Origin of the sequence: Rhizobium sp. 268 (assembly GCF_036571585.1) — a bacterium.
Taxonomy (GTDB): domain Bacteria; phylum Pseudomonadota; class Alphaproteobacteria; order Rhizobiales; family Rhizobiaceae; genus Rhizobium; species Rhizobium redzepovicii.
Genome location: NZ_JAPPSO010000001.1, coordinates 58,303 through 81,130 on the forward strand (window position 1 = coordinate 58,303; position 22,828 = coordinate 81,130).

Below are 22,828 nucleotides of genomic sequence, written 5' to 3' on the forward strand. Positions count from 1 at the left end.
ATGCCGGTCTATATCGCCCTCCTCCGCGCCGTGAACGTCGGCGGCACCGGCGCCTTGCCGATGGCTGAACTCAAGACCATCTGCGAAGGCCTCGGCTTCTCAGACGTGAAAACATACATCCAGAGCGGCAATGTGCTCTTCCGCTCGGATGCATCCGAAACGGCCGTGGAGGAAAAGCTCGACGCGGCGCTCGGGCAGAAGTTGGGCAAGCGGCCGGGCGTCATGGTGCGGACCAGCAAGGCGCTCGAGGCGATTGCCGCCGACGCGCCCTTCCCTGATGCCAAGCCGAACTTCCTGCTCGTCTATTTCCTGCCGGAAAAGCCGCCCGGAAATGCGCTCGATAAAATGGTGGCGCCCGATGGCGAGGAAGCGAAGCTCGCCGCCCGCGAAATCTATGTGCATTATCCCAAGGGGTCCGGCCGCTCGAAGCTGAAGTTCCCCGCGCTGAAGTCCGGCACCTCGCGTAATCTCAACACCGTGCGCAAGCTTGCGGACATGGCGGCCGCGATGGAAGGCTGAGTGTCCAACGCAGAATTTGATTCAAGCGAGGCACCTCAAGCCTTTGTTTTATACATGGTCAATCCCTTGTCGTCCGTTTCGCCTTGTAGCCGCTGATCTCCTCGCCGGCGGTCTTGGAGAAGCGCAGGTTCCAGATGGTGGCGGTGATCGAGATGAGCGTGACGACGATGAAGGCTATGGAGAAATCGCCAAGCGACGGCGTTTCGACATTGTTGAAAGCCATCGAGCCGTGCAGCGCCAAGGCGCCGATGCAGATGCCGAGCGACAGCATGAGCTGCTGGAAGGTGGTGTAGAAGCTCGTGGCCGAGCTCATCCGTTCTTTCTCGATCTCGTCATAGGCGATGGTGTTATAGGCGGTGAACTGGAAGGACAGGAAGAAGGCGCTGAGCACCAGGACGATGAAGATCAGCGGCATCGGCCAGTCCGGCCGGAAGGCGGCGCAGAGACCATAACCGACGGTGCCGAAGATGCCGTTGAGGACGAGGCTGCGGCGGAAGCCCAGCCGGCTGAAGACGAACTTCGCCATCGGCTTCATGGCGAGCGCGCCAAGGGCGGTGGCGATGACGATCTGGCCGGCGGCGGCTGCCGACAGGCCAAAGCCGATCTGGAAAAGCAGCGGCAGCAGGAAGGGCTGGGCACCCTGGGTGATGCGCGTCAGCGAACCGGCGATCACCGAAGTGCCGAAGCTCGGCACCTTCATCAGCGAAAAATCCATGATCGGCGAGGGATGCCTGCGGGCATGCCTGAGATAGCCGATGCCGAAGATGAGGCCGACGGCGATCAGGAAGATCGAGAAGGCGCCCTCGCCCTCGTGGCTCGACATTTCGAAGCCGAAAAGCAGTGAGCCGAGCGAGAGGCCGGAGAGCACGAAGCCGATCGTATCGAAGGGACCGCTCGCCTTGCCCTTCACCTCGTCGATATAGATCGAGACGAAGATCATGCCGATGATGCCGACCGGCACGTTGATATAAAAAATCCAGCGCCAGTCGAGATAGGTGACGAAGAAGCCCCCGAGCGGCGGGCCGACGATCGGGCCGATCAGCGCCGGCACCAGCAACCAGGACATAGCGCTGACCATATCCTTGCGGGCAACGCTGCGCATCAGCACCAAGCGCCCGACCGGCATCATCATCGCCCCGCCTATACCCTGTAGCAGCCGCGCCAAGACCAGGAAGGACAGGGTCGGCGCCAGCGCACAGAGGATCGAGCCAATCACGAAGACGGCGATCGCCGCGCGGAACACGGTGCGGGAGCCGAAACTGTCGGCCATCCGGCCGCTCGCCGGAATGAAGATCGCCAGACTGAGCAGATAGGAGGTCAGCGCGATCGACATGGCCGGGGCGCTGACGGCGAAATCGCGCGCCATGGTGGGCAACGCGGTCGCCAGCACGGTCGCATCGATGTTTTCCATCAGCATAGCACTCGCGACGATCATCGCGATCACCCGGAAATTGGGCGCGGCGCGCCGAACCATCGGCGCCTGGTAAATCTGATCCGACATCTTCCGGGATCACTCACGGTGGCGCGGCGGAGCACACGAGGCTGCAGGGCCGCGGGGGATGACATGGCGTAACGCCAAGGGGAGACGATTTTCTATACGCCCGCGATCATGGCGGCGCTATGTCCTTTATGGCAAAGCTGCTTTGCCGAGAGGTAAAGGCAGATCACGATTCCTTGCATCGGCCCGCTCTTCGTGAAGGGCTGCGGGGTACTCATCCGAACCGGCTTGCGCCGCAGCCACCCCGGCCCTACCTATGAAGCATGACCTCCACGCTGCAGAAAAACCGGGCCGGCGCGCCCTTTCCATTCGACAACAGCTATGCCGGCTTGCCCGCCCGCTTCTTTGCGGCGCAGACGCCGACAGCGGTGGCCCAACCCTGGCTGATCAAGCTCAACGAGCCGCTGGCCGTCGAACTCGGCCTCGATGTCGAGGCGCTGCGCCGCGATGGGGCGGCGATCTTCTCCGGCAACCTCGTTCCCGAAGGCGCCGAACCGCTGGCGATGGCCTATGCCGGCCATCAGTTCGGCGGCTTCTCGCCGCAGCTCGGCGACGGGCGGGCGATCCTGCTGGGCGAGGTGATCGACCTGAGCGGCAGGCGCTACGACATCCAGCTGAAGGGAGCAGGCCCTACGCCTTTTTCGCGCCGCGGCGACGGGCGGGCGGCAATCGGGCCGGTGTTGCGGGAATATATCATCAGCGAAGCAATGTTTGCGCTCGGCATTCCGGCTACCCGGGCGCTAGCGGCAGTGACGACGGGCGAGCCGGTCTATCGCGAAGAAGTGCTGCCGGGCGCCGTTTTTACCCGGGTGGCGGCCAGCCACATCAGGGTCGGCACCTTCCAGTTTTTCGCCGCCAGAGGCGATACCGAGGGCGTGCGGGCGCTCGCCGATTATGTCATCGACCGGCACTATCCCGACCTGAAAGACGCCGACAATCCATATCTTTCACTGTTTTCGGCTGTCTCCGAGCGCCAGGCGGCGCTGATTGCCCGCTGGCTGCATGTCGGCTTCATCCATGGGGTGATGAACACCGACAATATGACCGTCTCCGGCGAGACGATCGATTTCGGCCCCTGCGCCTTCATGGACAACTACGATCCGGCAACGGTGTTCTCGTCGATCGACCAGCACGGCCGCTATGCCTATGCCAACCAGCCCGGCATCGGCCAATGGAACCTTGCAAGGCTCGGCGAAACGCTGCTGCCGCTGATCGACGAAGAGCCGGACGGGGCCGTCGACAAGGCAAATGCGGTGATCCGGGCATATGGCGAACGCTTCCAGGCGCATTGGCTGGCCGGCATGCGGGGAAAGATCGGCCTTGCCGGCGAAGAGGACGGCGATCTCGAACTGGTGCAGGCGCTGCTGTCGCTGATGCAGACGCAAAGTGCCGATTTCACCCTGACCTTCCGGCGGCTGTCGGATCTTGCCGGCGATATCGCCGGAGAGCCTGCTTTTGCCGCAAGTTTCCGGGAGCCGGAGGCCTGCGGATCCTGGCTTGCGCAATGGCGCGAGAGATTGTCGCGCGATCCGCAGACGGCCGCTGAGCGCGCCACGGCCATGCGCAGCGTCAATCCGGCCTTTATCCCGCGCAATCATCGAGTTGAACAGGCGATCGAGGCGGCGGTCGAGAACAGCGATTTCTCGCTATTCGAGGCGCTGCTGACAGTGCTGGCGAAACCCTATGACGACCAGCCCGGCTTTGCCGCTTATATGGAGCCGCCGAAGCCGAGCGAACGGGTGCTTGCGACCTTCTGCGGGACGTGAGCGGGTTTCCTACAACCATACCGTGACGTCTGCCTGCGGCAAATGCGGCCGTTGAAAGGCATCTCCTTCGCGCTATCTGGCTGATCGGCGGAGCTTTTCCGCCGCATCTTCACCCGGCTAACCTCAGCGGGAGACAGCCCTTATGGCGATCGTCATCACCTCCATCCTCTTCATCATCATCGGGCTTACGCTCGGCGGCGGCGGGCTGTGGCTCGTCACGCTCGGCGGCAGCGTCTTCTATCTCTTCGCCGGGCTTATGTTCCTGATCACCGCCGGTCTGCTTCTGATGCGCAAGGCGGTGGCGCTCTGGGTCTATGCTGTGCTCGTCGTCGCAGCACTCGCCTGGGCGATCTGGGAGGTGGGTTTCGACTGGTGGCAGCTTGGGCCCCGTGGCGGCATGATCATCCTACTCGGGCTCTGGCTGCTGACGCCGTGGATCCGCCGGCCGCTCGGCTTTCGCAGCCCGACGGGCATCATCTACGGCGCCAATCCCTGGCCGCTCGCCTTGCCGGTCATTCTCGCCATCGTCGTCGCGTTCTATTCGATGACGACGGATCCGCACGATCTTGCCGGCGAACTGCCGAAGGATGCGGTCGCCGCCAACCCCGCCTTCGGCGGCAACGTGCCGGATGGGGAATGGCACCAATATGGCCGCACGCCGTTCGGCCAGCGCTATTCGCCGCTCGACCAGATCACAACGGCGAATGTCTCCACCCTCAAGGAGGCCTGGCGATACCAGACCGGCGACGTCAAGCGACCGGACGATGTCGGCGAGACGACCTATCAGGTGACGCCGCTCAAGGTGAAGGACACGCTCTATCTCTGCACGCCCCACAACTGGGCGATCGCTCTCGACGCCAAAACCGGCAAGGAGAAATGGAAATATGACGCCAACTCCGGCATGAACCCCGACCGGCAGCATCAGACCTGCCGTGGCGTCACCTATTATGCCGATCCTGCCGTTGCCGCCGGCGAGCCCTGCGCCGAGCGCGTCTACCTGCCGACCTCCGATGCGCGGCTGATCGCGCTCGATGCCGCGGACGGCAAGGTCTGCACCGGTTTTGCCGACCAAGGCGTACTGCATCTGGAAACCGGCATGCGCTACAATCCGGCCGGCTATTATTATTCCACCTCGCCGCCGGTCGCGGTGGCGGGCAAGATCATCGTCGGCGGGGCGGTGAACGACAATTATTCGACCGAGGAGCAATCCGGTGTCATCCGCGCCTTCGACATCAAGACCGGTGCGCTGATCTGGAACTGGGATTCCGGCAATCCCGACGTGACAACGCCGCTGGCGGCAGGCCAGACCTATACGACCAACTCGCCGAACAGCTGGTCGGTCTTCAGCGTCGACGAGGCGCTCGGCATGGTCTACATCCCGCTCGGTAACCAGGTGCCCGACCAGCTCGGCATCAACCGCAGCGACAATGTCGAGAAATTCTCCTCCTCGATCGTCGCGCTCGACATCGCCAGCGGCCAGCTGCGCTGGGTGCGCCAGACCGTGCATCACGATCTTTGGGATATGGATGTACCGGCCCAGCCGGCGCTGATCGATCTGACCAAGCCGGACGGTACGGTGGTTCCCGCCCTCGTCGGCCCGACCAAGCAGGGCGATCTCTATGTGCTCGACCGGCGCAGCGGCGAGCCGATCATCCCGGTCAAGGAAATCGCAGCGCCCGGCGGCGCGGTCTCCGGCGATCACACCTCGCCGACGCAGCCGATCTCCGACCTCACCTTCTCGCCTGAGCCGCTGAAGGAAAAGGACATGTGGGGCGTGTCGCTGTTCGACCAGCTTGCCTGCCGCATCGATTTCCACCGATACCGCTACGAGGGCCGCTACACGCCGCCATCGCTTGTCGGCACGATCGTCTACCCCGGCAATTTCGGCACCTTCAACTGGGGTAGCGTGGCTGTCGATCCCGAGCGGCAGATCATGTTCGGCATGCCGACCTATCTCGCCTTCACCTCGCGCCTGGTGCCGGCCGCCGACATTCCGCCGAGAGGCCAGGACGAGAAGGGCAGCGAACAGGGGCTCAACCGCAATGACGGCGCGCCCTACGGCGTCTTCATGGGGCCGTTCCTCGGGCTTTTGAAAATCCCCTGCCAGGCGCCGCCATGGGGCTATGTCGCCGGCGTCGACCTGCGCACCGGCAAGATCGCCTATATGCACAAGAACGGCACCGTGCACGACATGACGCCGCTGCCCCTGCCTTTCAAAGTCGGCGTGCCCGGCATCGGCGGACCGATGCTGACCAAGGGCGGGGTCGCCTTCCTCGGTGCTGCGGTCGACAACTATCTCAGGGCCTATGACGTGACGAACGGGCAAGAACTCTGGCAGGCCCGGCTTCCGGCCGGCGGCCAGGCGACGCCGATGACTTATACGACAAGCGACAATAAACAATATGTCGTCATGGTCGCCGGCGGCCACGGCTCGGTCGGGACGAAGCCCGGTGATTATGTGATTGCTTATACGCTGCCGTGATGGAGGAGCGCGGGCTCCTTGCGGAAGCAAGACCCCTCCCCAACCCCTCGCCATAGGGAGGGACTAACCCGCGGTGGGGTCCTTGCGACCAGAATACGGTGTCACAAGCTGCATCGGCAGAAATGAAAATGCGACGGGCATCCCAGGGGTAGCCCCTCCCCTTGTGGGGAGGGGTTTTCCCGCGAACCTGACAGCTGTCGATCATGCCCTTTGCATTTGCACTCAAACCATCTCCACAATCATCCGCCCAACCTCGGCAAAGACCGGATTGAGCTCCTTCACCGGTACGGACGCTTCGGCGATATAGACGGTGGCGACGATCGGGCCGCGGTCGGGGGGCCAGATGACGGCGATGTCGCCGAGGGAGCCGTTCGGGCCGGTGCCGGTCTTGTCGCCGACTTTCCACTCCGCCGGCAGGCCGGCCCGCAGCCGCTCGCCGCCGGTCGTGCTGGCCACCAGCCAGGCGATCAGCCTATCTGCGGAGGATTCGCTCAAGACCGAGCCAAGTGTCAGGTTGCCGAGCGTGTCGAGCATCGCATCCGGTGTCGTCGTGTCGCGCGGATCGTCCTTCCTTCCCTCGTTCAGTGTCGGTTCGGTGCGGTCGAGACGGGTGGTGCCGTCGCCGATCGAACGCAGCCAGTCGGTCAGCCCAGCCGGGCCACCAAAACTTTCGAGCAGCAGGTTGCCGGCCGTATTGTCGCTGACCGTCACCGCCGCCTCGCAGAGCTCGGCGACGGTCATGCCGTCGGCACCGGCATGTTTTTCGCTGAGCGGCGAATAGTCGACCAGCTTATCCTTGCCGTAAGTCACCCGCCGGTCGAGGCTCTCCTCGCCCTTGTCAGCGCGGGCAAGCACGAAGCCGGCGGCCAGCGCCTTGAAGGTGCTGCACATCGGAAAGGCCTCGCTGCCGCGATAGTTGAAGGAAATGCTCGTGTCAGTGTCGAGCACCGAGACGCCGAGACGGCCGCCAGTGCGTTTTTCCAGGGCCGCAAGACGCTTCTGGATGTTGTCGTCGTCCTCCCCGGCCTTGTCCTCGGCAATGGCGGGCAGGCCCAAAACAGGCAGGCAGAGCGCCGAGCCGATCAGCATGCGGCGGGTAAGACTGAGATCCATGACATCCTCCGGCGGTGAGGAGGACAGAGCTAAGGCGCGATTGCGGCGGCATCTCGTCCCCGCGGCAACCTTGTTGCCGCCGAGCGAGTAATTCGGCCGCCGAGCAACCTTGTCGTCCGCCGCGGCGATTACGCCGCGCGCGTGACCTCGACGGTCACATGCGACAATTCCGTCAGCGCCGTAAGCCTGCCCTTGTAGAAGGCCGGCTCTCTCGGCGCCGGGGTGACAACGGCGACGATGGCGGCGTGATGGCCGGGGCCGACCTGCCAGACATGCAGATCGGTGATCCGGTCTTCCTCCGTCTCGATCGCATGGCGGATTTCTGCCGGCAACGTCTCGCCGTGCGGCACGACGTCGAGAAGAACGCCGCCCGAGGATCTCATCAGGCTCCAGGACCAGTTGGCGATGACAAGGCCGCCGACGATGCCCATGATCGGGTCCAGCCAGAGCCAGCTATAGAGGCTGCCGAGCGTCAGCGCCGCGATTGCAAACACGGAGGTCATGGCATCGGCAATGACATGCAGATAGGCGGCGCGGATATTGTTGTCGCCTGGCTTTGCGTGATGATCGTGGGCGTGATGATCGTGGACGTGATCACCATGACCGTGATGGGCATGATCGCCGTGATGGCGCGCATGGTGACCATGCGCGTGATGACCGTGGTGATGCCCATGCGCGTGGCCGCCGCCAAGCAGCCAGGCACTGACGAGATTGACAGCAAGGCCGATCACCGCGACGGCGATCGCCTGGGCAAAACCGATCGGCACCGGATTTGCAAGGCGCAGCCAGCTTTCCCAGGCCATCAGCAAGGCGATCAGCGCAAGGATGATGGCGCTGGCGAAGCCGGCGAGATCCCCGAGCTTGCCGGTGCCAAAGGTGAAACGCGGATTGCGTGCCTGCTTGCGGGCAAAGAGATAGGCGAGCGCCGAAATCAAAAGCGCACTGGCATGGGTCGACATGTGCCAGCCATCGGCGACCAGCGCCATCGAGCCATAGGCGGTGCCGGCGGCAATTTCCGCCACCATCATCACCGCCGTCAGCGCGATTACCAGCCAGATGCGCCGCTCGTTCACCGCATGGTCGGCGCCGAGGAAGATATGATCATGTTCCAGCGCGTTCACTCCGGCATTCTCGATCCCGGTACTCATTACAGGCTCCTTCGTCACGGCACTCAGCGGATATAGGTTCGCAAGACTTCCGATATTTCCTCGACCGCTTCGGCCCTTGCGGCGTCGTCCTCGGCATTCAGCACATGTTCGCGCAGATGATCGTCCAACACCTCACCGGTCAGCCCGGTCAGGGCGCCACGGACGGAAGCGAGCAGCTGCAGGATTTCGCCGCAGGGGCGCTCGGCCTCCAGCGCCCGCTCGACGGCCTCCATCTGCCCCTTCAGACGGCTGACGCGGGCGATGAGTTTCTTTTTATGCAGCGTGGTGTGAGACATGGGCGCCTATATAGCATAGGGGGGTATACTATCAAAGACAAAAACGGGATCATTGCCGACGCGTGGCGATCGGCCTTGACAAACACGGCATTTCCGACGATTGATGCGCCATGATCAAAAACTCGCACCAGAGCCGCTCGTATTTTTGGCTGTACCTGTAAAGGGCGGCTGGACAGATCATATTGTCAACAAGCCGCCGTCAGGCGGCTTTGTTGTATCGGCAGCGTCCTGACGGCAGACTATCAAAGGACGCGAAGACCATGACCGAAATCGAAGACAGCGAAATTTCACTGATGCGCCCGTCTGTGGTGACGATCCGCGCCGCCAAGCCCCGCGACCTGCCCGAACTCAATTCGATGATCGCCCTCTTGGCAGCCCATCACGGCGATGCCGCGGCAACGACGCCGGAGCAGTTGGAGCGCGACCTCTTCGGCCCACTGCCGTGGATCCATGCACTGGTCGCCGAAACCGGCGACGGGCTGATCGGCTACGCCATTCTCGTGCCGCTCTATAGGGCGCAAGAGGGAAAACGCGGCATGGACCTGCACCATCTCTTCGTGCGCGACGGCCATCGCGGCCACGGCACCGGCCAGTTGCTCGTCGACCGAGCCCGTGAGACCGCGCGCAAGGCCGGCTGCGGCTACCTTTCCGTCAGCGCCGCCACCGGAAACGTGCTGGCGCACCGCTTCTACGAACAGCTGGATTTCACCCCGCGGCCGGTCACCGGCATGCGCTACATGCAGTCGATCGCTTGAGGCAGGTCTGTCCTACCGTCCCGGCACCGCCTTCAGATAGCCGGCGATCGCTTCGCGGTCGGCGGCCGGAAGATGAGCGATGTTCTGCTGCACATCGACCATCGAGCCGCCGACGCTATCGAAATCAGGCGTGAAGCCGGTTTCGAGATAGCTGGCGATATCGGCCTCGCTCCAGCCGCCGATGCTTTTGGAGGCCGGCGTGATATCGGGTATGCGGCCCTTGCCTTCCGGATTGGGGGCGCCGGCGAGCCACTGGCCTGCCTGGAAGCCGCCGAGCGCGTCCCTCGGTGTGTGGCATTCGCCGCAATGGCCGGGGCCTTCGACCAGATATTGGCCGCGCTTGATCTTGTCATCGCTCTTGGCGAGCGCAACACGCGGCTGATCGTTGAAATAGAGAAATTTCCAGCCGCCGAGCGCCAGCCGGATATTGTAAGGGAACGGCAGCTCGTGCGGGGGCGCGACATTTGCGCTCTTCGGCAGCGTCTTCAGGAAAGCGAAGAGATCGTTGACGTCCTTGTCGCTCATGCGGGAATAGGAAGCATAGGGAAAGGATGGGTAGAGGTGCTCGCCGCCTGGACCGACGCCGCGCTTCATCGCATTGCCGAACTCCGCCAGCGACCAGCCGCCGATACCGGCCTTTTCATCGGGCGAAATGTTCGGCACGTGGAAGGTGCCGAAAGGGCTCTTCAGCGCCAGGCCGCCTGATAGCGTCAGCTTGGCATCGCCTTCGGAACCGGGGGCGGAATGACAGCTGACACAGCCGCCCGCCCAGAACACCATCTGGCCGTTTGCCGGATCCGGCGCGCCGAGACCGGCCCAATGGCTTTCCGGCAGCGGATCGGGCGCGGTAACGAGATAGAAGGCGCCTCCGCCCAGCACGGCGACGCCGATCAGACAGAGCAGTAACCGGATGAACCTGCGGATCATGCCCCGCCTCCCCTTTTTCCGAGATTTTCCTATAGGGACCGATTCTGCGACTAGCCCCGCACGGGCGGAGAATAAGGCGATCCGCGCCGGCGGCAAGGCGGCGCAGATCGGTGTCGGATGGGAATGGCCTATCGCTCACTCCTTGATGCGATAGGCCTTATGACAGCCGCCGCAGCTGGCGCCGAGCGTGTTGACCGTGGCGCCGACAGCCGCGGCATCGGCCGGAAGCTGGGCAAGCGCGGTTTCGGCATCGGCGGAGAGCTTCGCGGCGCGCGCCTTGAAGTCGTCCATGTTTTCCCAGATTTTCGGGCTCGCTTCTTGGTCGCCCGTTTCCGTGCCCGGCTTGAACTGATCGGGGAACACCTTGGCCGTTGCGGCGATCGTCGTCAGCGCCGTTTTTACCGCTTCGGCATCATAGGGCTTGGTGCCCTTGGCGATGGCTCCCAAGGCGCCGGCCGCACCGCCGATCTGCTTCATCAGGGCAATGCGCGAATCATGCGTGCCGTCGGCGGCGGTCACCGAACCGAAGGCTATTCCTGCCATCGCTGCGGCGGCAGCTACTGCTTTCCAATTCATATTCCTCTCCATTTCTTTTCTGCATTTTCCCGAGCCAAGGCGGCCGATGGCCAATCTGCACCGGGAGCATGACAAAATCCATGCCTGCCGGGCAGTCACGTTTTGCCGGATCATCATAAAAACAATGTGATAAGCCTTCGCAATTCAGGCGCTTTTCCAACCCTGCCAGAGGCTGAAAGCGGAGACCGCAACCAGGAGCAGCCCGGCGAAACGGCCGACGAATGCCGTGACGTCAGGATTGGCGACGAGCAGATCGCGGCTGCGGCCGGCCGTCATCGCCAGCGTACCGTAGATGGCGAACTGGGTGACTACCGTCATGGCGCCCATGATCAGGCCCTGCATCCAGACCGGGCCGTATTCCGGCTTGAGGAACTGCGGATAGACGGCGAACATGAATATATAGGCCTTCGGATTGACGAGACAGGTGACGGCGCCCTGGCGGAAGGCGCGCCAGCCGGAGCGCGCCGTTCCCGGCCCGACCGCCTCGACGGTGATCGAACTGCGGATCAGCGAAATGCCGATCCAGACCATGTAGGCGACGCCGGCAAAGAGCAGAACGTTGAAAAGCTGCGGCAGCATGGTGACGAGCAGACCGACGCCGGCCGCGCCATAGGCCGAATGTACGGCGCCGCCGGCCATGATGCCGCCTGTCGCCGCGAGCCCTCGCCTGACGCCGCCGGTCAGCGAATTGGCGAGCACGAAGAGCATGTCCATGCCCGGCACGATGATGATGCCGAAGAGAAGGGTGAAGAAGAGCCAGAGGTTTTCGTGGTAGTTCATGTCAGTTACCGCCTTGTCTGTGCATGGGCCGTTTTGAAAGACCATGATTGATTTCAATCTGATAGGCGGCTCTATACGCAAACCCAACTGACAGTGTATTGTCAGGAGCCTAAGGGATGGGAGAGGCAAAATGCGCAAGGCCTCGCGGCTTTTCGAGATCATTCAGATCCTGAGGCTCGCCAGAAAGCCGATGACGGCGGCTGTCATGGCCGAGACGCTCGAGGTGACGGTGCGCTCGATCTATCGCGATATCGCCGCCCTTCAGGCGATGCGGGTGCCGATCGAGGGCGGGCGCGGCATCGGCTACATCATGCGGCCGGGCTTCGACCTGCCGCCGCTGATGTTCTCGATCGAGGAGATGGAGGCGATCGTGCTGTCGCTGGCGCTGCTCGAACGCACCGCCGATGAGGAGCTGAAGCAGGCGGCGCGCCGGGTCAACCGGAAGATATCAGGCGCCGTGCCGGCGCCGCTCCGCCAGGCGATGGACACGAAGGCGCTTTACGCCTGGGGCTCGACCGCGCAGCCGGCAGGCTTCGATCTCGCGATCGTGCGCCGGGCGATCCGCGACGAATGCAAGCTCATGCTCGGCTACCGCGACGAACTTGGCCGCGCCACCGAGCGGACGATCCAACCGATCGCGCTGATCTATTATTCGCAGACCGCCAATATCGTCGCCTGGTGCGAACTGCGCCAGGCCATCCGCAATTTCCGCAGCGACCGGGTGGAGCGCTGTGCGGCAAGCAACGATTTCTTCAAAGGCGACGGCGACAGGCTGCGGGAATTGTGGACGAGCGGGTGGACGGAGAAGGCTAGGCCGGTGTGAAAATGTGAGACTTGAGATTGCTGCTTTCCCCTCCCCAAGGGGGAGGGACTACCGTGCCGCGCCCGTCACGCTTCAATTCTGACGATACCGCATGTGGCATCGCGTTTTGGTGGCGGGAGCGTGGCGCAGATTAGTCCCTCCCCTTGTGGGGAGGGGTTGGGGAGTGGTCTTGGATTTGCAAGAAGTCCCTTGCAGCCTAATAAACCAGCGTCCGGCTCTCCTCGCGGCCGAAACCGCGGATTTCGATGCGGTCGGGGTGGAGTTCGACAATGGCGAAGGCATTTTCGCTCTCGGTATCGACCACGCCCTTGAAATTGACGAAGTGGCAGGCGCCGGCCTTGCCGTAACTGCCGGCATGGTTATGGCCGTTCAAATAGGCGATGACATTGTCGTGCGCGGCGAGCAACGCGACAATGTGGTCGCAGTCCCACATGTCGTGCTCGCCGGCGGGATAGACCGGATAGTGGTTCATGACGATCACCTTCTCGCCGGCCGCGGCAGCGCTTGCGATCTCATCGCCGAGCCAGGCGAACTGCTCGTCGCTCAGCGCGCCGTTCCACGGATGGGCGTTTCTTTCGCCCCTCGCCTGCAGGTCCGCCAGCATCTTTGTCGCCAAAGCCCGATGCGGATGGCCTTCGGGCGGCGCGAAGGTGCTGATCTCGTTGCCGTCAAGCACGACGAAGCGCCAGCCGTGGCGGCGGAAGCTGTAATAGGGCGACGGCATGCCGAGGCGTGCGGGGATTTCGGAGAGATGGCCCGAGGAGACCGAGAAGTCGTGATTGCCGAGCAGGAAGAGCGCTTCGTGCCTCAGTTTCTCATAGACCGGCAGGATGTCGTCGAAGCTTTTGAAGCTGCGGTCGATGACATCGCCGAGTGTCATGACGAAGCTCAATTCCTCGCCGTTGAAGAGCTCGATCGCCTCGGCGAGTTTGGCGAGGCTGTTGGCGTAATAGCGGTCCATGGCCGCATGCGGCGGGATTGCCGCATATTGCGGGTCGGCGATGATGCCGAAGCGGAACAGGGGAAGAGCGGAGGAAGACATGGAACGTGATTAGGAGCGGCGGGTGACAGGGATGTGACGATGTCCTAAACCATGATCGAACTGCGTCAACTGTCGAAATCTCCGAGTGTGCGGAGCCTATGGATCAAAACAGCAAGAACGTCGTGTAGATCTGGTGCGATATAGGCACATAGATTTTGAGTATCCGGCGTTGGCTGCACGAGGTCAGGCACCATTATGGTCATCAGACCGGCACGAGATGCCGAAAGCACACCATTGTGAGAATCCTCGAGTGCAACACAACGGCTCGGGTTCACCCCTAACCGGCTTGTGGCTTTCAGATACGGCTCTGGATGAGGTTTCGCCGCGGCATAATCTTCACGGGCAATGATGTGCGCAAAGCGATCCTTCAGATTCGCCGCGATCAGATGGCTAAGCACTGTGGCGTGGTCCGAGGAGGTGACGATGGCCCACGGAAGTTGGATTTCCTCCAGCCAGTCCAGTATTTCAATGACCCCCGGTTTGAGGCGCAGCGCTGTTGCAACCATCGTCTGGAACCGGTCCGAGGCTTGTTTCCACAAGTCCTCGATCGGAAATTCGCTGCCAAGATGCATCCCCAGAAGCGCTCTGGCCGACATGCTGGGTAATCCAACCGTTTCCAGATAGACGGAGACCGGGATATTAAACCCGTTTTCCTCAGCGGCCTTGATAACGGCGTCCCGATACAAAGCCTCGGTATCGAAAATTAGGCCGTCCATGTCGAACAGGACGGCTTCGGGCTTGAAGGGAAGCTGCTTCATCATCGATCTCTAGGCGCTCAAAACTTCAAGGTTTCGCGACGGGCGCATAAAACAAAACACCCGACGTTTGTGGCGCCGGGTGCTGAATTAGAAAGCAGAGACATTGCCGCCCATCGCGGCGGGTCTGGTGCCGCTTACTTCGTGGCTTCTTCGTAGCGCTCCAGGACGTAATCCCAGTTGATCAGGCTATCGACGAAGGCCTCGAGGTATTTTGGGCGGGCGTTGCGATAGTCGATGTAATACGAGTGTTCCCAGACGTCGACGCCAAGGATCGGGGTGGCGCCGTGGACGAGCGGGTTTTCGCCGTTCGGGGTCTTGGAGATTTCGAGCTTGCCGTTCTTAACGGAAACCCAGGCCCAGCCGGAGCCGAACTGGGTGGCGCCGGCGTTGGCGAAATCGGCCTTGAACTTGTCGTAGCCGCCGAGATCGGAGGCGAAAGCCGCTTCGAGCTTGCCGGGCAGCTTGTTGCCGCCGCCGCCCTTCTTCATCCACTTCCAGAAATGGATGTGGTTGTAGTGCTGGGCAGCGTTGTTGAAGAGGCCGGCATTGGTGCCGAAGGACTTCTTCACGACGTCTTCGAGCGACAGATCCGAAAGACCGGCTTCGGCGGCGAGCTTGTTGCCGTTGTCGACATAGGCCTTATGGTGCTTGTCGTGGTGAAACTCCAGCGTTTCCTTCGACATGAAGGGAGCAAGCGCTTCGTAATCATAGGGAAGTTCAGGCAATTCGAAAGCCATGTCAGATCTCCTCTTGGCGATAGATTGCGTCATCGGCAGGTGTGGCGGAACATAGGAGGGGAACGGGGGAGAGGCAACCAGCGAAATGTCAAAAAACGATCCGTCGAAGGAAAATTTGCCTCAGTTGCAGAGTTGGAATCAGTCGTGCAAATCGCCTGGGATGCCCGCCTCGAAAACCGTTTCCCCGGCGATTCACTGCAACGGAGACCCGATATGAACAGGAATATAATCCCGCTTCTGGCCATGGCAGCACTTCCGCTGCTTTCCGGTACGGTGCATGCCTCTTCGGACGATGCCTGGAAACAGCTGGCAGCCGATGTCGAGGTCAAGTGCAAGGAAGCGGCGGTCACGCTCGAAAGACCTGCCGCCAGCGTCGATCCCTTCGGCACCAGCCGCTACGGGCTGGCTTTGGTGACGGGCAAGCCGAAAGGCGCCAAGGGGCTTGTTGCCCAGATCTGCGTCTACGACAAGCAGAAGAAAACCGTGGAGATCGGTAGCGAACTGGACGCCAAACAGCTTGGCCTCACGCCGCCAAAATAGGCTGCGTCGGCACCGCGCTGTCTCCGCGAATCTGTGCCTTCGGTCACATTTCGTGGGGAACCGGACGCTACCCTTAGGAGTTGAAGTCTGGGCGTCAGGGAGGTGCGGTATGTCGGAGCTTCGCAGCAGGCCGGAAGATCAGCAGAAAATCTATCAGCGCTGGGCGCCGGTTTATGACCGTGTCTATCGCGGCCTCCTTGCCGACGGCCACCGCAAACTGGCGGCGCTTGCAGCCGCGGCCGGCACCGATATTCTGGAAGTCGGCGTCGGCACCGGCCTGACCCTCAGACACTATCCCAGCCGCTGCCGGGTGACCGGCATCGACATTTCCGAACACATGATCGCTCGGGCGCGCGAAAAGGTGCGTCGCGAGAAGCTGCAGCATATCAGCGCGCTCGAGGTGATGGATGCGCATGCGCTCGCCTTTGCCGACCGGTCTTTCGATGCGGTTTGCCTGCCCTTCGTCATCACGCTGATCCCCGAGCCCGAGCGGGCTCTCGACGAATGTGCCCGGGTGCTGCGGCCGGGCGGCGAGATCATCCTGGCCAGCAAGCTCGGCGACGGCGCCGGCCTGCAGGGCGCGATCGAGGCGGCGGTGGCGCCGCTGGTGCGTCACATCGGCTGGTCCTCCGCTTTCCGCATCCACCGCATCCTCGCCTGGGCCGAGCGGCGCGGCGATTTTTCCGCTGCCGAGATTCTGCCGGTCTTTCCGAACGGCTTCTTCAAGATCGTCCGGCTGAAACAGCGCGGACTTTCCGCCTGAATTAAAAATTTTCCCGCATCGCGGATTCTGATGCTACCGTTCGTCTGAGGGGACCGCATGACATCGGATATCTTCTTCTTCATCGTGGTGGGCTTCTGTGCGCAGATTGTCGATGGCGCACTCGGCATGGCCTTCGGCGTGCTGTCGACGACGAGCCTTCTGGCCTTCGGGGTGCCGGCGGCCAATGCCAGCGCCATGACGCATGTGGCTGAGATGTTCACCACGGCAGCGTCCGGCATTTCGCATGCCTATCACCGCAATGTCGACTGGCGTCTGGTGGCGCGGCTGGCACCGGCCGGCATGATCGGCGGCGCGATCGGCGCCTATCTGCTGGCCAATATCGACGGCAAGGTGATCGCGCCCTTCGTGTCGGCCTATCTGATCGCGATCGGCCTGTTGATTTTCTACAAAGCCTTTCGGCCGCCGGCCAAGCGCGAGGTTCGCGACTGGGCGGTGCCGCCCGTCGGCTTTTGCGGCGGCGTTCTCGATGCGATCGGCGGCGGCGGATGGGGGCCGGTCGTCACCAGCACGCTGGTCGGCCGCGGCCACGACCTGAAGCGGGTGATCGGCTCCACCAATTTCACCGAATTTGCGGTGACACTGACGATTTCGCTGACTTTCATCCTCACGCTCGGCTGGTCGGAACTCAATTCGGCGATCGGCCTGATCATCGGCGGCGTTATCGCCGCCCCTTTCGGCGCGATCCTCGTCAAGCGCCTGCCGGTGCGGGCGCTGATGGTGGCTGTCTCGATGGTCATCATCGTGACATCGGCAATACGGCTCCTCTAAAGCTCTTTGTTTTGATGCATGCCGTTGCGGCAAAAGCGCTTCGCGCTTTGCCTGGGAAATCGCTGCACACGTCCGGGCGACATGCATTAGGACCGGACTACAGATTTCGGCCGAAATAGACCTCCACGGAGGCGATCTTGTCGCCACGGAAGCGCAAACTCTCCATGTTGGCGAAGCTTCCGCCGTCGAGTTTTTCGGCGCGGTAACGCACGGCTGTCTCGTCGCCGTCGACCGCCAGGAATTCGATGTGGATGGCGCGGAAGAACGGTTCCTTCGGCCAGCAGCGCTCGAAATAGGTCGCCCGGTCGATATGGTCGTCACGCGGGCTGGAGAAGGTGAAATCTTCCGTCAGCATGGCGACGACTTTATCCTTGCGGTCTTCCAGATAGGCGGCGTAGAGATCGCGGACGGTCTGCTGCCGCGTGTGCATATCGTTCATGGCAATATCCTCCGATTAACCGATTGCATCTCGCAATCAGTATATCTAGCACTTTTATCCGAGATGATCCAGTTTCGGCGCAATCGCGCCCTAACGATCGATGCCGAGGCACGGAATGACCGATAAGCAATTGGACGCTGCAAGCGTTAGCGCAGGCTCGATCTACTGGAAGCGCAACCTGGCAATCTCGCTGCTCGGCTCCTTCACCACCATCGTGGCGATGACGCTGCTGCTGCCCTTCCTGCCGCTTTATGTCGAGGAACTCGGCGTCAGCGACCATGCGGCGATCGTGCAATGGTCTGGCATCGCCTATGGCGCCACCTTTCTGGCTGCGGCTCTGGTCGCGCCGCTCTGGGGGCGGCTCGGTGATATTTACGGGCGCAAGCTGATGCTGGTGCGCGCGAGCCTTGGCATGACGCTGGCGATCTCGCTGATGGGCATGGCCGGCAATGTCTGGCAACTGGTGGCGCTGCGCCTCTTTGTCGGGCTTGCCGGCGGTTATTCCTCCGGCTCGATGGTGCTGGTGGCGACGCAGACGCCGAAAGACCGCTCGGCCTGGGCGCTCGGCCTCCTCTCCTCCGGCATCATGGCCGGCAATCTCGTCGGCCCGCTGATCGGCGGGGCACTGCCGCCGATGATCGGCATCCGCGGCACGTTTCTCGCCGCCGGGGCGATGATCTTTCTCGCCTTTCTCGCCACGACCTTCTTGATCAAAGAGGAAAAATCGCCGGCCCGCAAACAGGCGGCCAAGGCGAGCGGCGGCTGGAAATCCATCGGCGACAAACGGCCTGTCATCGCCATGCTGGCGACTGGCATGCTGTTGATGTTCGCCAATATGTCGATCGAGCCGATCATCACCGTCTATGTCGCGCAGATCGTGCCGGCCGCCGATGAGGTGACGATGATCTCGGGCATCGTCATGTCGGCGGCCGCCCTCGGCAGCATTCTTTCGGCCTCATGGCTCGGCAAGCTTGCCGACAGGATCGGTCATTGGCCGGTGATCTCAGGGGCGCTCGCCGTCGCCGGGCTGCTGCTGATCCCGCAGGCCTTCGTCACCAGCTCCTGGCAGCTGATCATCCTGCGTTTCCTGATGGGCGCGGCCCTCGGCGGGCTGCTGCCCTGCATCGCCGCCGTCATCCGTCACAGCGTGCCGGACAGTGCGGCCGGCGGCATTCTCGGGTTTTCCATCTCCTCGCAATATGTCGGCCAGGTGGCCGGCCCGATCCTCGGCGGCTTCGTCGGCGGGCATATCGGCATGCGGGCGGTTTTCCTCGGCACCTCGGTGCTGCTTGTGGCGGGTGCTGCCTATGCCTGGCTGGTACGGCCAAGAGATACGCAGACATCGGACCTAGAACTGGATGATTTTAGGCCGGATCGGCCAAAAATCTGAATCCTGTTCTAAATTAACGAGTTAGAGCATGATGTCTTGAGAAAGCCGCTTACACTTTTCGGCATCATGCTCCAGCTTAGCGCCGTCCGCAGATCAGCTCGACTCCGGAGCGGGCAATCGCTTCCAGCGTCTCGCGGCTGTCGCCGGCGCGAGACCGCACGGCAAGCGAATGCATGACGGCGGAGGCGAGCCTCGCCATCGCCTGCGGATCGGCGCCCTCGGGAAGCTCGCCGCTTTCGACGGCAAGGCGCATGCGCTTTTCGATCTCGCCGTCGAAATCGCTGAGGCTGCGGCCGAGCACCTCGCGGACGCGCTCATGCTGGATCGCCTCGGCCGTTGCCGTGCCGATCAGGAAACAGCCGCGGGCGGCAGTTTCACCATGCAAATAGATCGAAAGCGCGCTCTCATAGACGCGGGCGAGATTGTCGCGCAGCTGAAGTGACGGGTCGAGCGCCTCAGACAGCGCATCCATGCCGTCCTGCCGATAGCCTTCCAGCGTATCGAGATAAAGATTCTCCTTATCGCCGAAGGCACCGTAAAGGCTCGGGCGGTTGAGGTTGGTCGCAGCACTCAGATTGTCGAGCGAGGCAGCCGCAAAGCCCCTGTCCCAGAAAACGTCGCGCGCCTTGCCGAGTGCCGCCTTGGCGTCGAAGGCTCTGGGGCGGCCGCGTTTCTTCTCGTCTTTCATATTCTGTACCGTTTCGCATTAAATTCTTGACGAAGGTTATTTTATGCGAAACAGTACAGAAGTTCAACGCCATTAACGGGCGGCATCGCCCGCCTCATCAGAAGGAAGCCAGTCATGAAACTCTATATGCACGCCGCGGCATGCTCGCTTTCGCCGCATATCGTCTGCCGGGAGCTGGGGCTCGACATCGAACTCGTCCAGGTCGACCGGCAGACCCACAGAACAAGCGACGGCAAGGATTATCTCGCCATCAACGGCAACGGTTACGTGCCGGCATTAATGCTCGACGATGGCAAGGTGTTGACCGAAGGGCCGGCGATCGTGCAGTTCCTCGCCGACAGTGTGCCGCAAGGATCGGCCATGCTGCCGGCGGTCGGCGACCTCAAGCGCAATGAGGTGCAATCCTATCTGAATTTCATCACTGCCGAGCTGCACAAGCCGATGGTGCTGTTGTTCAACCCGCTTTATGCGAGCGTGCACGAGCAAATCCGGGCGCTGATATCGAAGCGGCTTGCCTGGCTGGACGGCCGCCTTGCCGGTCCCTATCTCACCGGCGAGGCCTTCACGGTGGCGGATGCCTACCTCTTCGTCTGCCTGAACTGGTCGCCTTGGACCGGCATCGATCTCCAGCAATGGCCGGGCTTGCACGGGTTCATGGCCCGCGTGGCGGCACGCACGAAAGTGCGTGAAGCGCTGCAGGCCGAAGAGCTCGAGGCCTTCGACGCGGACGGCATCTATTTCGCGCCGCAGGCCTATCTCGCCTCATCAGGCCGGACCGGCTCGCCGGTGCGGCCGTAAGATCAGGCCTGTCAGAGGGCGTTGACGGCCACCGGCAAAGCGCGCTTGTGGGCGGTGGAGCGATAGGCGGCAAGGATGCGGCGGCGGGCGATCTCGCCGACCGGCTTGCCTTCGAGAAAATCGTCGATCTCGTCATAGGAGACGCCATAGGCCTCCTCGTCGGGGCGCAGCGGCCGCTGATCCTCGAGATCGGCGGTCGGCACCTTGAAGACCAGTTCGTCCGGGGCACCGAGCCGCTTTGCCAGCAAGCGGACGCGGCGCTTGTTGAGACCGGCGAGCGGCAGAATATCGGCGGCGCCATCACCGAATTTGGTGAAGAAGCCCATGACTGCTTCGGCCGCATGATCGGTGCCGATGACGAGGCCGCCAACCGCGCCGGCCAAAGCGAATTGAGCGATCATCCGCTGGCGGGCCTTGATGTTGCCGAGGATGAAATCCTGCCGGCCGGCATCGGCGAAGGCAAGGCCGCCGTCCTGAGCGGCGGCCAGCATCGCATCCGCCGCGGCCTTGATATTGACCACCATCGAGCGGTCGGCGCCGATGGTTTCCAGCGCTCGGCTCGCGTCGGCCTCATCGGCCTGGACGCCGTAGGGAAGGCGAACGGCGATGAATTCGGCCGCATGGCCGCCGTCACGCAGCTCGCGCACGGCCTTCTGAGCCAACAGCGCCGCCGTCAGCGAATCGACGCCGCCGCTGATGCCGAGGACGTAGCCGCGCATACCCGAAGCGACCAGATAATCCTTGAGGAAATTGGTTCGCCGCGCGATCTCCCGCTCAGGGTCGATCTCGGCGGCGACACCCAATTCGCGGATGATCTCGCCTTGTTCGTCGAACAGCACAGTCATAAGCTCTTCCTCCCCGCTTACGGAATTCCGGCGCCACTATGGCGAAAAGATGAGGAAAGACGAAGCCGTTTCGGGCAGACCTGCCATGCATTTTATGCAAGTGAGCGTCGGATTTCGGATCACTGGATTGGGCGGCCTACCGTACGATCGTAAAGAGCTCCGCCGGCTCGGCAAACCCCTTCAGCCCATGCGCTCCGACGGAGACGGCATCCCCTGCCCCGGCCTCCCTGCGAAACGGCGCCGACATCAGCAAGGCCTCTCCCAGTTCGCTGCAGGCGGTCTGGATGCGGCTGACCAGATTGACGTCGCCGCCGATCAGGGTGAAGTCGAGGCGGCGGCCGGAGCCGACATTGCCGTAGCTGACTTCGCCGTAGTGGAGGGCGATACCGGCCTTCACGCCGATGCCTTCATATTGGAAATGGTCGATCTCATCGAGCATGGCGCGGGCTGCGGCAAGAGCCGCACCGCAGGAATGGGCGGCATCATAGCCCGGGAAGAAGGCAAGCACGGCGTCACCCATGAATTTCAGCAGTTCGCCGCCTTCGCGGGTGATCGCCGGCACGATCCTGTCGAAATAGGCATTGAGCAGGCCGAGCACGGTGCTGCCGGGCAACCGGTTCGACAGCTCGGTAAAGCCGCGCAGATCGCAAAGCAGCAGGGCCGCCTGCATGGATTCGATCTCGCCGCGGCGGATGCGGCCCGCCAATATCCGGCTTGCCGTCAGCGGGCCGATATAGGTGTCGAGCAGGCTGAGCTCGACCTGGCGAAGAACGCGCAGCTCGCTGGTATTGCGCAGCGCCGGCAGGATGCGTTCGATCAGCTGCTGCTCGGAGGCGGTGAAGCCGCCCGGCCGCCTGGTGCCAAAGACGGCGGCGCTGACCGGGCCGTCGCCATTGCAGAGCGGGGCGATGACGAGCTGCATCAGGCCGCGATCAGCAAAGACATCGATATGCTGCCAGCGGCCATGCATGCTTTCGCCGGCACCGACCACCAGCGGTTCGCGGGTGTCCATGACCTTGCGCAGCGGCGTATTGGCAATCGCAACCCGGGCGCCGTGTTCGCGGTCGTGGATCTCGACCGGCTCGCCCGGCGCCCAGGCGATGGTGCGGCCGATGAACTCGGGATGCAGCGTCATCAGATGCAGGGTCACCCGGTCGACGGGCAGGCCAAGCGCCTGAAGCCTGCGGCCGAGGCCGGAGACGAGGCCCGCCTCGTCGAGGGCGTGGCATTCGTCGCCGGAGAGCCATTCGATGATCGAGAGCAGCGCGCCGGCGCTGACGGCACTGCCGGCCGCCCTTGGCAGAAACCGGCTGGTATCGGGGGCATGGATCGTTGATGTCATGGTGTTCTCTCCAT

The 22,828-nt window shown here is 62.7% G+C and carries 24 protein-coding genes; 10 read left to right on the forward strand and 14 right to left on the reverse strand.

The window, feature by feature from the left end:
- Positions 1-519, forward strand: coding sequence for a DUF1697 domain-containing protein (locus OS035_RS00350; protein ID WP_097627645.1), 519 nt, complete (start codon positions 1-3; stop codon positions 517-519).
- Positions 520-577: 58 nt separating this feature from the next.
- On the opposite strand, the gene OS035_RS00355 is transcribed toward OS035_RS00350, so the two are convergent.
- Complete coding sequence (locus tag OS035_RS00355; protein WP_183777465.1) at positions 578-2,020, reverse strand: MFS transporter; 1,443 nt, start codon at positions 2,018-2,020, stop codon at positions 578-580.
- Between the two features lie 260 nt (positions 2,021-2,280).
- Here OS035_RS00355 and OS035_RS00360 point away from each other — a divergent pair, with 260 nt between their 5' ends.
- Complete coding sequence (locus tag OS035_RS00360; RefSeq protein WP_097627641.1) at positions 2,281-3,783, forward strand: protein adenylyltransferase SelO; 1,503 nt, start codon at positions 2,281-2,283, stop codon at positions 3,781-3,783.
- 142 nt (positions 3,784-3,925) lie between these two features.
- A complete protein-coding gene (locus OS035_RS00365) occupies positions 3,926-6,265 on the forward strand; it encodes a glucose/quinate/shikimate family membrane-bound PQQ-dependent dehydrogenase (protein WP_097627639.1) in 2,340 nt (779 codons plus the stop codon).
- Between the two features lie 222 nt (positions 6,266-6,487).
- Here the strand turns inward: OS035_RS00365 and bla are convergent, their stop codons facing one another.
- The 3 genes from bla to dmeR all read right to left on the reverse strand — a co-directional run bounded on the left by bla (position 6,488) and on the right by dmeR (position 8,822).
- Complete coding sequence (gene bla / locus OS035_RS00370) at positions 6,488-7,378, reverse strand: class A beta-lactamase (RefSeq protein ID WP_097627637.1); 891 nt, start codon at positions 7,376-7,378, stop codon at positions 6,488-6,490.
- Positions 7,379-7,506: 128 nt separating this feature from the next.
- The gene (gene dmeF / locus OS035_RS00375; RefSeq protein WP_097627635.1) at positions 7,507-8,526 is read right to left on the reverse strand and encodes a CDF family Co(II)/Ni(II) efflux transporter DmeF; all 1,020 of its coding nucleotides are present in this window, start codon (positions 8,524-8,526) and stop codon (positions 7,507-7,509) included.
- A gap of 23 nt (positions 8,527-8,549) precedes the next feature.
- Positions 8,550-8,822 carry a Ni(II)/Co(II)-sensing transcriptional repressor DmeR gene (dmeR, locus tag OS035_RS00380; RefSeq protein ID WP_331813215.1) on the reverse strand — a complete coding sequence of 91 codons (273 nt, stop codon included), beginning with the start codon at positions 8,820-8,822 and terminating at the stop codon, positions 8,550-8,552.
- 260 nt (positions 8,823-9,082) lie between these two features.
- Between dmeR and OS035_RS00385 the strand changes: the two genes are divergently transcribed.
- Positions 9,083-9,577: a GNAT family N-acetyltransferase gene (locus tag OS035_RS00385; protein ID WP_097627633.1), complete on the forward strand. Its 495-nt coding sequence runs from the start codon at positions 9,083-9,085 to the stop codon at positions 9,575-9,577.
- 12 nt (positions 9,578-9,589) lie between these two features.
- Here OS035_RS00385 and OS035_RS00390 read toward each other — a convergent pair whose 3' ends face one another.
- The 3 genes from OS035_RS00390 to OS035_RS00400 form a co-directional block, all read right to left on the reverse strand.
- The gene (locus OS035_RS00390) at positions 9,590-10,504 is read right to left on the reverse strand and encodes a cytochrome c (RefSeq protein ID WP_097627631.1); all 915 of its coding nucleotides are present in this window, start codon (positions 10,502-10,504) and stop codon (positions 9,590-9,592) included.
- A 135-nt stretch (positions 10,505-10,639) separates the two neighbouring features.
- Positions 10,640-11,080 (reverse strand): c-type cytochrome, encoded by a 441-nt coding sequence (locus OS035_RS00395; protein ID WP_097627767.1) that lies wholly within the window; start codon positions 11,078-11,080, stop codon positions 10,640-10,642.
- A 144-nt stretch (positions 11,081-11,224) separates the two neighbouring features.
- Positions 11,225-11,860 carry a LysE family translocator gene (locus OS035_RS00400; RefSeq protein ID WP_097627629.1) on the reverse strand — a complete coding sequence of 212 codons (636 nt, stop codon included), beginning with the start codon at positions 11,858-11,860 and terminating at the stop codon, positions 11,225-11,227.
- A 130-nt stretch (positions 11,861-11,990) separates the two neighbouring features.
- On the opposite strand from OS035_RS00400, the gene OS035_RS00405 reads away from it, so the two are divergent.
- Entirely contained in the window at positions 11,991-12,683 is a 693-nt protein-coding gene (locus tag OS035_RS00405) for a helix-turn-helix transcriptional regulator (protein ID WP_097627627.1), read from the forward strand.
- 196 nt (positions 12,684-12,879) lie between these two features.
- On the opposite strand, the gene OS035_RS00410 is transcribed toward OS035_RS00405, so the two are convergent.
- The 3 genes from OS035_RS00410 to OS035_RS00420 all read right to left on the reverse strand — a co-directional run bounded on the left by OS035_RS00410 (position 12,880) and on the right by OS035_RS00420 (position 15,220).
- On the reverse strand, positions 12,880-13,725 hold the full coding sequence (locus OS035_RS00410; RefSeq protein ID WP_097627624.1) for a metallophosphoesterase: 846 nt from the start codon (positions 13,723-13,725) through the stop codon (positions 12,880-12,882).
- Positions 13,726-13,790: 65 nt separating this feature from the next.
- The gene (locus OS035_RS00415; protein WP_097627766.1) at positions 13,791-14,483 is read right to left on the reverse strand and encodes an HAD family hydrolase; all 693 of its coding nucleotides are present in this window, start codon (positions 14,481-14,483) and stop codon (positions 13,791-13,793) included.
- 134 nt (positions 14,484-14,617) lie between these two features.
- Positions 14,618-15,220 (reverse strand): superoxide dismutase, encoded by a 603-nt coding sequence (locus OS035_RS00420; RefSeq protein ID WP_003569477.1) that lies wholly within the window; start codon positions 15,218-15,220, stop codon positions 14,618-14,620.
- A gap of 213 nt (positions 15,221-15,433) precedes the next feature.
- Between OS035_RS00420 and OS035_RS00425 the strand changes: the two genes are divergently transcribed.
- From OS035_RS00425 to OS035_RS00435, 3 genes are all read left to right on the forward strand, one after another.
- Positions 15,434-15,760: a hypothetical protein gene (locus OS035_RS00425; RefSeq protein WP_097627765.1), complete on the forward strand. Its 327-nt coding sequence runs from the start codon at positions 15,434-15,436 to the stop codon at positions 15,758-15,760.
- A 109-nt stretch (positions 15,761-15,869) separates the two neighbouring features.
- Positions 15,870-16,523 carry a class I SAM-dependent methyltransferase gene (locus OS035_RS00430; RefSeq protein ID WP_097627622.1) on the forward strand — a complete coding sequence of 218 codons (654 nt, stop codon included), beginning with the start codon at positions 15,870-15,872 and terminating at the stop codon, positions 16,521-16,523.
- 57 nt (positions 16,524-16,580) lie between these two features.
- On the forward strand, positions 16,581-17,312 hold the full coding sequence (locus tag OS035_RS00435; protein WP_012557008.1) for a sulfite exporter TauE/SafE family protein: 732 nt from the start codon (positions 16,581-16,583) through the stop codon (positions 17,310-17,312).
- Positions 17,313-17,409: 97 nt separating this feature from the next.
- Here OS035_RS00435 and OS035_RS00440 read toward each other — a convergent pair whose 3' ends face one another.
- On the reverse strand, positions 17,410-17,751 hold the full coding sequence (locus tag OS035_RS00440) for a nuclear transport factor 2 family protein (RefSeq protein WP_097627620.1): 342 nt from the start codon (positions 17,749-17,751) through the stop codon (positions 17,410-17,412).
- Between the two features lie 115 nt (positions 17,752-17,866).
- On the opposite strand from OS035_RS00440, the gene OS035_RS00445 reads away from it, so the two are divergent.
- Complete coding sequence (locus tag OS035_RS00445; RefSeq protein ID WP_097627618.1) at positions 17,867-19,141, forward strand: multidrug efflux MFS transporter; 1,275 nt, start codon at positions 17,867-17,869, stop codon at positions 19,139-19,141.
- 76 nt (positions 19,142-19,217) lie between these two features.
- On the opposite strand, the gene OS035_RS00450 is transcribed toward OS035_RS00445, so the two are convergent.
- A complete protein-coding gene (locus tag OS035_RS00450; protein WP_097627616.1) occupies positions 19,218-19,829 on the reverse strand; it encodes a TetR/AcrR family transcriptional regulator in 612 nt (203 codons plus the stop codon).
- Positions 19,830-19,943: 114 nt separating this feature from the next.
- Here OS035_RS00450 and OS035_RS00455 point away from each other — a divergent pair, with 114 nt between their 5' ends.
- Entirely contained in the window at positions 19,944-20,627 is a 684-nt protein-coding gene (locus tag OS035_RS00455; RefSeq protein WP_097627614.1) for a glutathione S-transferase N-terminal domain-containing protein, read from the forward strand.
- Between the two features lie 11 nt (positions 20,628-20,638).
- On the opposite strand, the gene nadE is transcribed toward OS035_RS00455, so the two are convergent.
- The gene (gene nadE / locus OS035_RS00460) at positions 20,639-21,472 is read right to left on the reverse strand and encodes an ammonia-dependent NAD(+) synthetase (RefSeq protein ID WP_097627612.1); all 834 of its coding nucleotides are present in this window, start codon (positions 21,470-21,472) and stop codon (positions 20,639-20,641) included.
- Positions 21,473-21,608: 136 nt separating this feature from the next.
- Positions 21,609-22,814 carry an adenylate/guanylate cyclase domain-containing protein gene (locus OS035_RS00465; protein ID WP_097627610.1) on the reverse strand — a complete coding sequence of 402 codons (1,206 nt, stop codon included), beginning with the start codon at positions 22,812-22,814 and terminating at the stop codon, positions 21,609-21,611.
- Between the last annotated feature and the right edge of the window lie 14 nt (positions 22,815-22,828).

Bases quoted from the DNA above. Each gene is read 5' to 3' on its own strand.
- OS035_RS00435 (WP_012557008.1), top strand. From the start codon at position 16,581: ATGACATCGGATATCTTCTTCTTCATCGTGGTGGGCTTCTGTGCGCAG.
- OS035_RS00385 (WP_097627633.1), top strand. From the start codon at position 9,083: ATGACCGAAATCGAAGACAGCGAAATTTCACTGATGCGCCCGTCTGTG.
- OS035_RS00365 (WP_097627639.1), top strand. From the start codon at position 3,926: ATGGCGATCGTCATCACCTCCATCCTCTTCATCATCATCGGGCTTACG.
- OS035_RS00430 (WP_097627622.1), top strand. From the start codon at position 15,870: ATGTCGGAGCTTCGCAGCAGGCCGGAAGATCAGCAGAAAATCTATCAG.
- bla (WP_097627637.1), bottom strand. From the start codon at position 7,378: ATGGATCTCAGTCTTACCCGCCGCATGCTGATCGGCTCGGCGCTCTGC.
- OS035_RS00350 (WP_097627645.1), top strand. From the start codon at position 1: ATGCCGGTCTATATCGCCCTCCTCCGCGCCGTGAACGTCGGCGGCACC.
- OS035_RS00400 (WP_097627629.1), bottom strand. From the start codon at position 11,860: ATGAACTACCACGAAAACCTCTGGCTCTTCTTCACCCTTCTCTTCGGC.
- OS035_RS00420 (WP_003569477.1), bottom strand. From the start codon at position 15,220: ATGGCTTTCGAATTGCCTGAACTTCCCTATGATTACGAAGCGCTTGCT.
- OS035_RS00360 (WP_097627641.1), top strand. From the start codon at position 2,281: ATGACCTCCACGCTGCAGAAAAACCGGGCCGGCGCGCCCTTTCCATTC.
- dmeF (WP_097627635.1), bottom strand. From the start codon at position 8,526: ATGAGTACCGGGATCGAGAATGCCGGAGTGAACGCGCTGGAACATGAT.
- OS035_RS00410 (WP_097627624.1), bottom strand. From the start codon at position 13,725: ATGTCTTCCTCCGCTCTTCCCCTGTTCCGCTTCGGCATCATCGCCGAC.
- OS035_RS00390 (WP_097627631.1), bottom strand. From the start codon at position 10,504: ATGATCCGCAGGTTCATCCGGTTACTGCTCTGTCTGATCGGCGTCGCC.
- OS035_RS00440 (WP_097627620.1), bottom strand. From the start codon at position 17,751: ATGAACGATATGCACACGCGGCAGCAGACCGTCCGCGATCTCTACGCC.
- OS035_RS00455 (WP_097627614.1), top strand. From the start codon at position 19,944: ATGAAACTCTATATGCACGCCGCGGCATGCTCGCTTTCGCCGCATATC.
- OS035_RS00395 (WP_097627767.1), bottom strand. From the start codon at position 11,080: ATGAATTGGAAAGCAGTAGCTGCCGCCGCAGCGATGGCAGGAATAGCC.
- OS035_RS00465 (WP_097627610.1), bottom strand. From the start codon at position 22,814: ATGACATCAACGATCCATGCCCCCGATACCAGCCGGTTTCTGCCAAGG.
- OS035_RS00445 (WP_097627618.1), top strand. From the start codon at position 17,867: ATGACCGATAAGCAATTGGACGCTGCAAGCGTTAGCGCAGGCTCGATC.
- dmeR (WP_331813215.1), bottom strand. From the start codon at position 8,822: ATGTCTCACACCACGCTGCATAAAAAGAAACTCATCGCCCGCGTCAGC.
- OS035_RS00355 (WP_183777465.1), bottom strand. From the start codon at position 2,020: ATGTCGGATCAGATTTACCAGGCGCCGATGGTTCGGCGCGCCGCGCCC.
- OS035_RS00425 (WP_097627765.1), top strand. From the start codon at position 15,434: ATGAACAGGAATATAATCCCGCTTCTGGCCATGGCAGCACTTCCGCTG.
- OS035_RS00405 (WP_097627627.1), top strand. From the start codon at position 11,991: ATGCGCAAGGCCTCGCGGCTTTTCGAGATCATTCAGATCCTGAGGCTC.
- nadE (WP_097627612.1), bottom strand. From the start codon at position 21,472: ATGACTGTGCTGTTCGACGAACAAGGCGAGATCATCCGCGAATTGGGT.
- OS035_RS00450 (WP_097627616.1), bottom strand. From the start codon at position 19,829: ATGAAAGACGAGAAGAAACGCGGCCGCCCCAGAGCCTTCGACGCCAAG.
- OS035_RS00415 (WP_097627766.1), bottom strand. From the start codon at position 14,483: ATGAAGCAGCTTCCCTTCAAGCCCGAAGCCGTCCTGTTCGACATGGAC.